The sequence below is a fragment of the Streptomyces sp. NPDC028308 genome, from assembly GCF_055565855.1.
In genome coordinates this window covers 554,460-566,282 of sequence record NZ_JBVHTO010000003.1, presented here as the reverse complement: position 1 = coordinate 566,282, position 11,823 = coordinate 554,460, and the positions used below count along the sequence as shown (strand labels likewise).

At 70.9% G+C, this 11,823-nt stretch carries 9 protein-coding genes; 8 read left to right on the top strand and 1 reads right to left on the bottom strand.

Translation table 11 applies throughout. From position 1 onward, the window contains the following. The first annotated feature begins 27 nt into the window (after window positions 1-27). The 3 genes from ACZ4VA_RS10055 to ACZ4VA_RS10045 all read left to right on the top strand — a co-directional run bounded on the left by ACZ4VA_RS10055 (window position 28) and on the right by ACZ4VA_RS10045 (window position 3,297). Window positions 28-1,065, top strand: a complete 1,038-nt coding sequence (locus ACZ4VA_RS10055; protein WP_356175195.1) for an Rv2578c family radical SAM protein — start codon at window positions 28-30, stop codon at window positions 1,063-1,065. Between the two features lie 151 nt (window positions 1,066-1,216). Beyond that, complete coding sequence (locus ACZ4VA_RS10050; RefSeq protein WP_468080710.1) at window positions 1,217-2,791, top strand: alpha/beta hydrolase; 1,575 nt, start codon at window positions 1,217-1,219, stop codon at window positions 2,789-2,791. Window positions 2,792-2,898: 107 nt separating this feature from the next. Continuing rightward, window positions 2,899-3,297: a RidA family protein gene (locus ACZ4VA_RS10045; protein WP_388902986.1), complete on the top strand. Its 399-nt coding sequence runs from the start codon at window positions 2,899-2,901 to the stop codon at window positions 3,295-3,297. A 48-nt stretch (window positions 3,298-3,345) separates the two neighbouring features. Here ACZ4VA_RS10045 and ACZ4VA_RS10040 read toward each other — a convergent pair whose 3' ends face one another. After that, a complete protein-coding gene (locus ACZ4VA_RS10040; protein ID WP_356175202.1) occupies window positions 3,346-3,918 on the bottom strand; it encodes an adenylosuccinate lyase in 573 nt (190 codons plus the stop codon). A 368-nt stretch (window positions 3,919-4,286) separates the two neighbouring features. On the opposite strand from ACZ4VA_RS10040, the gene ACZ4VA_RS10035 reads away from it, so the two are divergent. From ACZ4VA_RS10035 to ACZ4VA_RS10015, 5 genes are all read left to right on the top strand, one after another. Then, entirely contained in the window at window positions 4,287-6,092 is a 1,806-nt protein-coding gene (locus ACZ4VA_RS10035) for a 3-hydroxyacyl-CoA dehydrogenase family protein (protein ID WP_356175205.1), read from the top strand. A gap of 136 nt (window positions 6,093-6,228) precedes the next feature. Beyond that, window positions 6,229-7,041 carry a TetR family transcriptional regulator gene (locus ACZ4VA_RS10030; RefSeq protein WP_355782016.1) on the top strand — a complete coding sequence of 271 codons (813 nt, stop codon included), beginning with the start codon at window positions 6,229-6,231 and terminating at the stop codon, window positions 7,039-7,041. Between the two features lie 443 nt (window positions 7,042-7,484). Continuing rightward, the gene (gene ccrA, locus ACZ4VA_RS10025; RefSeq protein ID WP_355782013.1) at window positions 7,485-8,822 is read left to right on the top strand and encodes a crotonyl-CoA carboxylase/reductase; all 1,338 of its coding nucleotides are present in this window, start codon (window positions 7,485-7,487) and stop codon (window positions 8,820-8,822) included. 9 nt (window positions 8,823-8,831) lie between these two features. After that, window positions 8,832-10,859: a protein meaA gene (locus ACZ4VA_RS10020; RefSeq protein WP_355782010.1), complete on the top strand. Its 2,028-nt coding sequence runs from the start codon at window positions 8,832-8,834 to the stop codon at window positions 10,857-10,859. Beyond that, window positions 10,856-11,821, top strand: a complete 966-nt coding sequence (locus ACZ4VA_RS10015; protein WP_121407000.1) for an HpcH/HpaI aldolase/citrate lyase family protein — start codon at window positions 10,856-10,858, stop codon at window positions 11,819-11,821. Before ACZ4VA_RS10020 ends, ACZ4VA_RS10015 begins: the two co-directional genes overlap by 4 nt. Window positions 11,822-11,823 lie beyond the last annotated feature (2 nt).

Below are 11,823 nucleotides of genomic sequence, written 5' to 3'. Positions count from 1 at the left end.
TGGGGTCAGTGCTACCTAGGAGGACTCATGCGCTGGGAGAACCTCACGGCGGACCCCGAGGCGGACCGTGGCCGGGACGCCGCACTGTTCGGCGCGGACGCGGTGACCACCCGTACCTTCGACAGCCCGGAGTTCCAGGGAATCACCTTCCACGAGATCCGGGCCCGCTCGATCGTGAACCGGGTGCCGGGCGCCTCGCGCATGCCCTTCGAGTGGACCGTCAACCCCTACCGCGGCTGCACGCACGCGTGTGTGTACTGCTTCGCGCGCAAGACGCACAGCTATCTGGACCTCGACACCGGCCTCGGCTTCGACTCCCAGATCGTGGTCAAGGTGAACGCGCCCGAGCTGCTGCGCCGCCAGCTCGGCTCGCGCCGCTGGAACGGCGAGCACATCGCCATGGGCACCAACGTGGACTGCTACCAGCGGGCCGAGGGCCGCTACCGGCTGATGCCGGGCATCATCGCCGCCCTGCGCGACCACGCGAACCCCTTCTCGATCCTCACCAAGGGGACGCTGATCCTGCGCGACCTCGATCTGCTGACGCAGGCGGCCGAGGTCACCGACGTCGGGATCTCCGTCTCGGTGGGCTTCACCGACCGCGAACTGTGGCGCACCGTCGAGCCCGGCACGCCCGCTCCGGAGCGGCGGCTGGACGTGGTCCGCGCCCTCGGCGAACGCGGCATCGCGTGCGGGGTCCTGATGGCCCCGGTGATCCCCTTCCTCGGCGACGGTCCGGACCAACTCCGCGCCACGGTGCGGGCGATCGCGGCGTCCGGCGCCACCTCGGTGACCCCCCTGGTGCTGCATCTGCGGCCCGGGGCCCGGGAATGGTTCATGGCCTGGCTCGGGCACCACCACCCGCATCTGGTGCGCCGCTACGAACGGCTGTACGCGGAGGGGGCCTACGCGCCGAAGTGGTACCAGCGCCGGATCACCCGTCAGGTCCACGAACTGGCGCAGGAGTACGGCATCGGACCCGCGCGCGCGGGCGCGACGCGCAGGATCACCGTCCCCGAGCCGGTGCCGGCCGCCCCGGAACCGACGCAGCTCACGCTGCTCTGAGGCGGCGCGCGCGGCCCGGCGGCATCCGAGCGCATCACGCTGCTCAATCGGGTCAAGACGGCACAGAACGCGTTCTTACGGGCGCGCTTTCCGGGACGATACGGCGGAGGCCGTGAGGTGCACGGCTCAGTTCCTCCGCCCTGGGAGCCCCATGAGGAAACGCGCAGCCGCTCTGTGCGGCACCGCCGCCGTACTGGCCACGGTGATCACGTCGGTGCCCGCCGGCGCGGACGCCGACGCCGCGTCCGCCCCGCCCGCCGCGGCGAAGCCGGCCTGGAAGAAGTGCGGCACCAGCGCCTACCCGACGCTCCAGTGCGCGTCCCTGAAGGTGCTTCTGGACCACGACAACCCGGACGGCCGGCGCATCACGATCGCGCTGTCGCGGGTCCCGCACACCGCGAAGACCTACCAGGGGCCCCTCCTGGTGAACCCGGGCGGCCCCGGCGGCAGCGGGCGCAGGCTGGCCGGTTTCGTCGCCTCCACGCTGCCGAAGAAGGTGGCCGCCCAGTACGACGTGATCGGCTTCGACCCGCGCGGGGTCGGCGCGAGCAAGCCCGCCCTGAACTGCCGGCCGAAGCACTTCGCGCCGGTGCGGCCCGACACCGTGCCGCTCACCCCCGCCCTGGAGAAGGCCAACCTCGACCGGGTACGGGCCTTCGCCGAGGCCTGCGGCACCAAGTACGCGGACGTGCTGCCGTACATCGACACGGTCAGCGCGGTGCGTGACATGGACGCCGTCCGGGAGGCGCTCGGCGCCGAGCGCATCAGCTACTTCGGCTACTCGTACGGCACCTACCTCGGCGCCGTCTACGCGAAGCTGTACCCGCAGCGGGTGCGCCGCCTGGTCCTGGACTCCGTCGTCGACCCCACGGGGGTCTGGTACGACGCCAACATCCAGCAGGACTACGCCTTCAACGACCGCCACATGGCGTTCATGAAGTGGATCGCCAAGCACCACAAGACCTACCGGCTCGGCACCGACCCCGCCAAGGTGGAGGCCAAGTGGTACGGGATGCGCGAGGCTCTGGCGAAGAAGCCCGCGCAGAAGAAGGTCGGCGCCTCCGAACTGGAGGACACCTACATCCCCGGCGGCTACTACAACGGCTACTGGCCCTACCTGGCCGAGGCGTTCGCCGCGTACGTGAACCGCAAGGACACCGACCCGCTCGTCGAGGCGTACGAGAACTTCGGCGCGGTCGACACCGCGGGCGACAACGGCTACAGCGTCTACACCTCGGTGCAGTGCCGTGACGCGACCTGGCCCCGGGACTGGGAGCAGTGGCGCAAGGACAACTGGGCGGTGTACGACGAGGCGCCGTTCATGGCCTGGAGCAACGCCTGGTACAACGCGCCGTGCGCCTTCTGGCCGGCCGAGCCGCTGCGGCCCGTGGACGTCTCGAACGACGAGCTGCCCCCGGTGCTGCTGTTCCAGGCGACGGACGACGCGGCCACTCCCTACCCGGGCGCCGTCGCCGTCCACGAGCAACTGCGCGGCTCCAGCCTGGTGGTGGAGGAGAAGGGCGGCAACCACGGCATCACGCTGAGCGGGAACGCCTGCCTGGACAAGCACCTGGCGGCCTATCTGACCAGCGGTGAGGTGCCGCGCGGTGACGGCGAGGCGGACGCGGTGTGCAAGGCGCAGCCGGACCCGAAGCCGCTGAGCGCCAAGAAGAAGGGCGCCTCGCGCGGTTCGACCCTCCACGGCCTCCTCGGCTTCCACGGCTGACCCGGCCCGACGCGCCGCCGGCACCACCCGGTGCCGCCGACCACGGAACCGCCCCCGACGGCACCGGCCGGCGGGGCGTTGTCCGACCCGTGGTCCACCATGGACGCATGACCGAGCCGACCCGCATCCCCGCCCCCGCCGGGGTCGCCCCCGCCGCCGCGTACACGCACGTCGTCATGGGCACGGGACGCTTCGTGGCCGTCTCGGGCCAACTCCCCCTGGACGAGCACGGCGAGCTCGTCGGCCCGGGCGACCCGGCGGCACAGGCCCACCAGGTCTTCGAGAACCTGCGCCGCTGCCTGGCCGCCGCCGGCGCCACGTTCGACGACGTCGTCAAACTCACCTATTTCGTCACGGACATGGCCCACATGCCCGCCGTCCGCGCGGCCCGCGAGACCCACATACCGTCCGACCGCCTCCCGGCGGCGTCGGCGGTCCAGGTCGCGGCCCTGATCAGCCCGGACTTCCTGATGGAGATAGAGGCCTACGCGGTCCTCGCCGAGTGAACGGCCTCCGCCTTCCAGGTCACCGATTCCGCGGGAAGACCGCCCCGGTCACCGTTTTTCCAGGCGGGCCAGGGCGTGGACCGCGGCCTCTGCCAGGAGGGGGTGGGCCAGGCAGTCGGTGAGGACCGGGCGGGCGCGTTCGTCGCCGAGGGCTCCGAGGCCCTCCACGCAGGCGAGAGCGACCCTGCGGTACGGGTCGTGGGGCCGCAGCCTGCGCCGCAGCGTGGTGATCAGGGCGGGCACCGCCTCGGGCGCGCGCAGGGCCACCAGGAGCCGGACCGGTTGCAGCGCGTAGGCGACGCGCAGTTCGTTGGTGGCGAGGGCGGCGGCGGCCCGGGCGGTGCGCGGGTCACCGAGCGCGGCCAGCGCATGGGCGGCGGACGCGCAGCGCTGCGGGTCGCGGTGGTTGAGCAGCAGGACGAGGGCCTCGAAGGCCCGCCGGTCACCGGCGGTCCCGAGCCGGAAGGCCACCAACTCCCGCGCCCACAGCGGCTGTCCGGGTTCGGTGAGCGCCGCCGCCAGTTCGTCGAGGTCCTCGGTGCTCACCAGCCGGTCGTACGCGGCGCAGGCTCCCGCCTCGGTCCGTAAGCGCTCCGTGAGAGATCGCGACTCCTCGTCCATGAAGCCGAGCCTAGAGGGGCGCCCGGGACGCGGGGACCTACATCACAAACTGAGGGCTGGCGCGCTCGTTACCGGCCGGTTAAGCTCAGACGAGCGAGTTACCCACTCGCGATCCGCTTGCGGTGGCCTGGTGACGCAGCCGCCGCGAGTGCCAGTCGGTTCGGTGCCTCAGGTACCGCAGTTCGACCCGGCTCCGGGACAGAGCCGGTCGGTCCTCATCCGCCTCGGGGCGCCCGTGTTCAGGCCCCTGGACGGCACCGGGCGTGTGCGCTCGTCAGCCCGGCAACACCCGCATCCCTCGCACCGTGTGCGCCTCTCAGGCGCACCCGCGTGCTCCCCAGTCGTCACCCTCTTCCTGGAGTCCCGCGATGGCCACTCCCCTGTCCGACACCCCTCTGTCCCCGCTGAAGACCGTCGCCGTCGTCGGCCTCGGCACGATGGGCACCGGCATCGCCGAGGTCCTCGCCCGGGCCGGCCGCGAGGTCGTCGGCATCGACATCAGCGAGGCCGCGGCCGCCCAGGCCGTCACCGCGCTCGAAGCCTCCACCGCCCGCGCCGTGCAGCGCGGACGCCTCACGGAGCAGGAGCGCGGCGACGTCCTCACCCGCTTCCGCACCTTCACCGACCTTCAGGCGGCGGCCGACGCCGACCTGGTCATCGAGGTGACCCCGGAGTCGTACGACATCAAGCAGCAGGTGTTCCGGGCGCTGGACGACGTCGTGCGCCCCGACACCATCCTCGCGACCGGCACCAACGCCCTGTCGGTGACGCGTCTGGCGGCCGACTCGGCCCGCCCGGAGCGCGTGCTCGGCCTGCACTTCTTCAACCCGGCCCCGGCCATGAAGCTGGTCGAGGTGGTCTCCTCGGTGCTGACCGCGCCGCAGGCCGTCGCGGCCGTCACGGACCTGGCCGTCCAGCTCGGCAAGGAGCCCGTCGCGGTCGGCGACCGCCCCGGGTTCGTCGCCGACGGCCTGCTGTTCGGCTACCTCAACCAGGCGGCCTCGATGTACGAGGCCAAGTACGCCTCCCGCGAGGACATCGACGCGGCGATGCGGCTCGGCTGCGGGCTGCCCATGGGCCCGCTCGCGCTGCTCGACCTGATCGGCATCGACACCGCCCGCACGGTCCTGGAGGCCATGTACGCGGAGTCCCACGACCGGCTGCACGCCCCGGCCCCCGTCCTCAAGCAGCTCAGCGAGGCCGGCCTGACCGGCCGCAAGTCGGGGCGCGGCTTCTACTCGTACGAGGCGCCGGGCAGTGCCACGGTCGTGCCGGACGCCCTCACCCCCGGGTCCGAGCAGTCGGGGACGCCGGGCCGCGCCGTGCGCTCGGTCGGCGTCGCGGGCTCGGGCACCATGGCCTCCGGCATCGCGGAGGTCTTCGCCAAGGCCGGGTACGACGTGGTCCTGGCCGCCCGCAGCGAGGAGAAGGCCGAGGCCGCGAGGGCCCGGATCGGCAAGTCGCTCGCGCGCTCCGTCGACAAGGGCCGGATGACCGCCGAGGCCGCCGCGGGGACCCTGGACCGGATCACCCCGGCCGGCTCCTACGACGCCTTCGCCGACGTCGACCTGGCCGTCGAGGCCGTCGCCGAGGACCTGGAGGTCAAGCAGCAGCTGTTCGCCGCGTTCGACAAGGTCTGCAAGCCGGGCGCGGTGCTCGCCACCACCACCTCCTCGCTGCCCGTCGTCGCCTGCGCCCGCGCCACCTCGCGCCCGCAGGACGTGATCGGCATGCACTTCTTCAACCCGGCCCCGGCCATGAAGCTCGTCGAGGTGGTCCGCACGGTGCTGACCGCGGACGACGTGCACGCGACCGTCCGGGAGGTCTGCGCCAAGATCCGCAAGCACCCGGTGGACTGCGGCGACCGCGCCGGTTTCATCGTGAACGCGCTGCTCTTCCCGTACCTGAACAACGCGATCAAGATGGTCCAGGAGCACTACGCGACGCTGGACGACATCGACGCCGCGATGAAGCTCGGCGGCGGTTACCCGATGGGCCCCTTCGAACTGCTCGACGTGGTCGGGCTCGACGTGTCCCTGGCCATCGAGAAGGTCCTGCACCGCGAGTTCCGCGACCCGGGACTGGCCCCGGCGCCGCTGCTGGAGCACCTGGTGGCCGCGGGCTGCCTCGGCCGCAAGACGGGCCGCGGCTTCCGCGAATATGCCCGGCGCTGAGGCCCGCGAGGACCGGTACGGGGAGTCCGCCGACTGGGGCGGGCTCCTCGACCCGGCGGGAGGCCCCCCGCCCGGGGACGGCGGGGGGATCTCCGCTCATGCGCACTCCCCTGCGCAGATGCAGTACGTTCGGGTCATGTCCCAGCCCGCCAAGTCCTCCCGTACAACAGCCACGCCCGACGCGCCGGAGAGCGCCGCGGGCGGTCGCGCGGCCGCGCAGCGGCTCAAGATGCGCCGCGAACTGGCGGCGGCGGCCATGGAGCTGTTCGCCACCAAGGGGTACGAGGCGACGACCGTCGACGAGATCGCGGCGCAGGCCGGGGTGGCACGGCGTACGTTCTTCCGCCACTTCCGTTCCAAGGAAGAGGCGATCTTCCCCGACCACGACGACACCCTGATCCGCGCGGAGGCGGTGCTCAACGCGGCACCCGCCCACGAGCACCCGCTGGACACGGTGTGCCGCGGCATCAAGGAAGTCATGAAGATGTACGCCGCGCGGCCCGAGATCTCCGTCTCGCGCTACAAGCTCACCCGCGAGGTGCCGACGCTGCGCGAGGCCGAGATCGCCTCCGTGGCGCGCTACGAGCGGCTGTTCACCCGGTACCTCCTCGGCCACTTCGACGAGCACGCGCACGACGACGACGCCAACGACGATCCGCTGCTGGCGGAGGTCGCGGCGTCGGCCGTGGTCACCGCGCACAACCACGTGCTGCGGCGGTGGCTGCGGGCGGGCGGCCAGGGCGACGTGGAGGCCCAGCTGGACCACGCCTTCGCGATCGTCCGCAAGACGTTCGGCTCGGGCATCGGGGCGGGCCGCGAGGTCGCCCCGCAGTCGGCGCCGGCCTCCTCCTTCACCGAGGGCGACGTGCTGGTGACCGTCGCCCGGGTCGACGCCCCGCTCGACCAGGTGATGCGCACCATCGAGCAGGCACTCAAGGAACGGTCGTAGCGCGCTCGCGCCTCCTCTCTCTCCATCGCACTTCCCCAGCGCCGGACGGGCTCACTTTGGGCCCGTCCGGCGTTTTCGTACCGCTTTTCGCGCCCCACCTGATCGATCATCGCTCACGTGTTACGTAAAGATTTCACCTGAGCGCAACTTCTGGCACTCCGTGCCTTGTCAGGTGACACGGCGTGCCATACGTTGAAGTCGTCCGGGCGGCCGGCGTGCAGAGACCTCACGTACGCCGGCTGTCCCCGCAAGCCTCCTCCGGGCGCCGCTCGGAGGTACCCCGGCAAGCGCGCCCGGACGCCTGCGTCACAGGCAACCTTCTGCGCCACAAAGCGCTGCCAGCAGCACGTCCGCCGAACCGACGGCACCTCACATCCACAGCAGCAGCACCGACGTGACCCCCAGCGTCTCCCCTCAAGACGCCATTCGCCGGAGGCAACACAGTGAAGGAAATCCTGGACGCGATCCAGTCGCCGGAGTCGACTTCCGCCGACTTCGCCGCCCTGCCGCTCCCCGAGTCGTACCGCGCGATCACCGTGCACAAGGACGAGACGGAGATGTTCTCCGGGCTCGCCACGCGCGACAAGGACCCCCGCAAGTCGATCCACCTGGACGACGTGCCCGTGCCGGAGCTCGGCCCGGGCGAGGCCCTGGTGGCCGTCATGGCCTCCTCGGTCAACTACAACTCGGTGTGGACCTCGATCTTCGAGCCGGTGTCGACGTTCAGCTTCCTGGAGCGCTACGGCAGGCTCAGCGAGCTCAGCAAGCGCCACGACCTGCCGTACCACATCATCGGCTCCGACCTCGCGGGCGTCGTCCTGCGGACCGGCCCGGGCGTCAACTCCTGGAAGCCCGGTGACGAGGTCGTCGCGCACTGCCTCTCGGTCGAGCTGGAGTCCTCGGACGGCCACAACGACACGATGCTCGACCCCGAGCAGCGCATCTGGGGCTTCGAGACGAACTTCGGCGGCCTCGCCGAGATCGCCCTGGTGAAGTCCAACCAGCTCATGCCGAAGCCCGACCACCTCAGCTGGGAGGAGGCCGCCTCCCCCGGTCTGGTGAACTCCACCGCCTACCGGCAGCTGGTCTCCCGCAACGGCGCCGGCATGAAGCAGGGCGACAACGTCCTGATCTGGGGCGCCAGCGGCGGACTCGGCTCCTACGCCACCCAGTTCGCGCTCGCCGGCGGCGCCAACCCGATCTGCGTCGTCTCCTCGCCGCAGAAGGCGGACATCTGCCGGGCGATGGGCGCCGAGGCGATCATCGACCGCAACGCCGAGGGCTACAAGTTCTGGAAGGACGAGAACACCCAGGACCCGAAGGAGTGGAAGCGCTTCGGCAAGCGCATCCGCGAGCTGACCGGCGGCGAGGACATCGACATCGTCTTCGAGCACCCCGGCCGCGAGACCTTCGGCGCGAGCGTCTACGTCACCCGCAAGGGCGGCACCATCACCACCTGCGCCTCGACCTCGGGCTACATGCACGAGTACGACAACCGCTACCTGTGGATGTCCCTGAAGCGGATCATCGGCTCGCACTTCGCCAACTATCGCGAGGCCTGGGAGGCCAACCGGCTGGTGGCCAAGGGCAAGATCCACCCGACGCTGTCCAAGGTGTACTCCCTGGAGGAGACCGGGCAGGCCGCGTACGACGTGCACCGCAACCTCCACCAGGGCAAGGTCGGTGTGCTCGCGCTCGCCCCCCGCGAGGGCCTCGGCGTGCGCGACGAGGAGAAGCGCGCGAAGCACATCGACGCCATCAACCGCTTCCGGAACGTCTGAGGTCCCCCGATGACAGAGCGCCAGAAGGACCGGCCGTGGCTGATGCGCACGTACGCCGGTCACTCCACCGCCGAGGCGTCCAACGAGCTGTACCGGCGCAACCTCGCCAAGGGGCAGACCGGTCTGTCGGTCGCGTTCGACCTGCCGACCCAGACCGGCTACGACCCGGACCACGTCCTCGCCCGCGGCGAGGTCGGCCGGGTCGGGGTGCCGGTCTCGCACCTCGGTGACATGCGCCGGCTGTTCCAGGACATCCCCCTGGAGCAGATGAACACCTCGATGACCATCAACGCCACCGCCATGTGGCTGCTGGCGCTCTATCAGGTCGTCGCGGAGGAGCAGGGTGCGGACATCACCAGGCTCCAGGGGACGACCCAGAACGACATCGTGAAGGAGTACCTGTCGCGCGGGACGCACGTCTTCCCGCCGGGTCCGTCGCTGCGCCTGACGACGGACATGATCACCTACACGGTGAACCACATCCCGAAGTGGAACCCGATCAACATCTGCAGCTACCACCTGCAGGAGGCGGGGGCCACCCCGGTCCAGGAGATCGCGTACGCGATGTCCACGGCGATCGCCGTGCTCGACGCGGTGTTCGCCTCGGGCCAGATCCCCGAGGAGCGCCGGGGTGACGTCGTCGCCCGTATCTCCTTCTTCGTGAACGCGGGCGTCCGCTTCATCGAGGAGATGTGCAAGATGCGGGCGTTCGGCCGGATCTGGGACCGGATCACGCGGGAGCGGTACGGCATCGAGGACCCCAAGCAGCGCCGCTTCCGGTACGGCGTCCAGGTCAACTCCCTCGGTCTGACCGAGGCGCAGCCGGAGAACAACGTCCAGCGGATCGTGCTGGAGATGCTGGCCGTGACCCTCTCCAAGGACGCACGCGCGCGTGCCGTGCAGCTGCCGGCGTGGAACGAGGCGCTGGGCCTGCCCCGGCCCTGGGACCAGCAGTGGTCGCTGCGCATCCAGCAGGTGCTGGCCCACGAGAGCGACCTGCTGGAGTACGAGGACATCTTCGAGGGCTCGCACGTCATCGAGGCGAAGGTGGCGGAGCTGGTCGAGGAGTCCTTCGCGGAGATCGACCGCATCCAGGAGATGGGCGGCGCGATGGCCGCCGTCGAGTCGGGCTACCTGAAGTCGCAGCTCGTCTCCTCGCACGCCGAGCGGCGGGCCCGGATCGAGGGCGGCACCGAGAAGATCGTCGGCGTCAACGTCTTCGAGTCGACCGAGCCGAACCCGCTCACCGCCGACCTGGACGCGGCGATCATGACGGTCGACCCGGCCGTCGAGGCCGGTGTGGTGGCCGCGCTGAAGGACTGGCGCGACAACCGCTACCAGCCGCCCTTCAACCACCCGCGCCCGTGCAAGGCGCTGGAGCGGCTGAAGGAGGCCGCCAAGGGCACTGAGAACCTCATGGAGGCCACCCTGGAGTGCGCCCGCGCCGGCGTCACCACCGGCGAGTGGGCCGGGGCCCTGCGCGAGGTGTTCGGCGAGTTCCGGGCACCCACCGGCGTCTCCTCCGCGCCCGTCGCGGTGGCCGCCGAGGAGGGCACCGCGCTCGCGCTGGTCCGCCGCAAGGTGGAGCTGACCGCGCGGGACATGGGCGTCGGCAAGCTCCGCTTCCTGGTGGGCAAGCCGGGCCTGGACGGGCACTCCAACGGCGCCGAGCAGATCGCCGTGCGGGCCCGCGACGCCGGGTTCGAGGTGGTCTACCAGGGCATCCGGCTCACGCCCGAGGAGATCGTGGCCGCGGCCCTCGCGGAGGACGTGCACGGCGTCGGCCTGTCCATCCTGTCCGGCTCGCACGCCCAGCTGGTGCCGGACGTGCTGGACCGGCTGCGCGAGGCGGGCGCTGCCGATATTCCGGTGATCGCCGGTGGGATCATCCCGAACGCCGACGCGGAGCAGCTGCGGGCCGCCGGAGTGGCCGCCGTCTTCACCCCGAAGGACTTCGACATCACCGGAATCATCGGCCGTATCGTCGACGAGATCCGCAAAGCGAACAAGCTCGACCCCCTGGAGGTCCCCGCATGACCACGCCCGTCAACCGCCTTCGTCCGCGGCGCTCCTGCCTGGCCGTACCGGGCTCGAACCCGCGGTTCCTGGAGAAGGCCCAGGGCCTCCCGGCCGACCAGGTGTTCCTCGACCTGGAGGACGCGTGCGCGCCGCTCGCCAAGCCGGAGGCGCGGCACACCATCGTGAAGTTCCTCAACGAGGGTGACTGGACCGGCAAGACGCGGGTCGTGCGCGTGAACGACTGGACCACCGAGTGGACGTACCGCGACGTGGTCACGGTCGTCGAGGGCGCGGGTCCGAACCTCGACTGCATCATGCTGCCGAAGGTCCAGGACGCCCAGCAGATCGTCGCGCTGGACCTGCTGCTGACGCAGATCGAGAAGACGATGGGCTTCGAGGTCGGCAAGATCGGCATCGAGGCGCAGATCGAGAACGCCCAGGGCCTGAACAACGTCAACGAGATCGCGACCGCCTCGCAGCGCGTCGAGACGATCATCTTCGGCCCGGCGGACTTCATGGCGTCGATCAACATGAAGTCGCTCGTCGTGGGCGAGCAGCCGCCCGGCTACCCGGCGGACGCGTACCACTACATCCTGATGAAGATCCTGATGGCCGCCCGCGCCAACAACCTCCAGGCGATCGACGGCCCCTACCTGCAGATCCGCAACATCGACGGCTACCGCGAGGTCGCCCAGCGCGCCGCGGCCCTCGGGTTCGACGGCAAGTGGGTGCTGCACCCGGGCCAGGTCGAGGCGTCCAACGAGATCTTCTCGCCCTCCCAGGAGGACTACGACCACGCCGAACTGATCCTGGACGCCTACGACTTCTACACGTCGGAGGCGGGCGGCAAGAAGGGCTCCGCGATGCTCGGCGACGAGATGATCGACGAGGCCAGCCGCAAGATGGCGCTCGTCATCTCGGGCAAGGGCCGGGCCGCCGGCATGCAGCGCACCAGCAAGTTCGAAGCCCCGGAGGCCTGAGC

Bases quoted from the DNA above. Each gene is read 5' to 3' on its own strand.
- ACZ4VA_RS10035 (WP_356175205.1), top strand. From the start codon at position 4,287: ATGGCCACTCCCCTGTCCGACACCCCTCTGTCCCCGCTGAAGACCGTC.
- ACZ4VA_RS10055 (WP_356175195.1), top strand. From the start codon at position 28: ATGCGCTGGGAGAACCTCACGGCGGACCCCGAGGCGGACCGTGGCCGG.
- ACZ4VA_RS10050 (WP_468080710.1), top strand. From the start codon at position 1,217: ATGAGGAAACGCGCAGCCGCTCTGTGCGGCACCGCCGCCGTACTGGCC.
- ACZ4VA_RS10045 (WP_388902986.1), top strand. From the start codon at position 2,899: ATGACCGAGCCGACCCGCATCCCCGCCCCCGCCGGGGTCGCCCCCGCC.
- ACZ4VA_RS10015 (WP_121407000.1), top strand. From the start codon at position 10,856: ATGACCACGCCCGTCAACCGCCTTCGTCCGCGGCGCTCCTGCCTGGCC.
- ACZ4VA_RS10020 (WP_355782010.1), top strand. From the start codon at position 8,832: ATGACAGAGCGCCAGAAGGACCGGCCGTGGCTGATGCGCACGTACGCC.
- ACZ4VA_RS10030 (WP_355782016.1), top strand. From the start codon at position 6,229: ATGTCCCAGCCCGCCAAGTCCTCCCGTACAACAGCCACGCCCGACGCG.
- ACZ4VA_RS10040 (WP_356175202.1), bottom strand. From the start codon at position 3,918: ATGGACGAGGAGTCGCGATCTCTCACGGAGCGCTTACGGACCGAGGCG.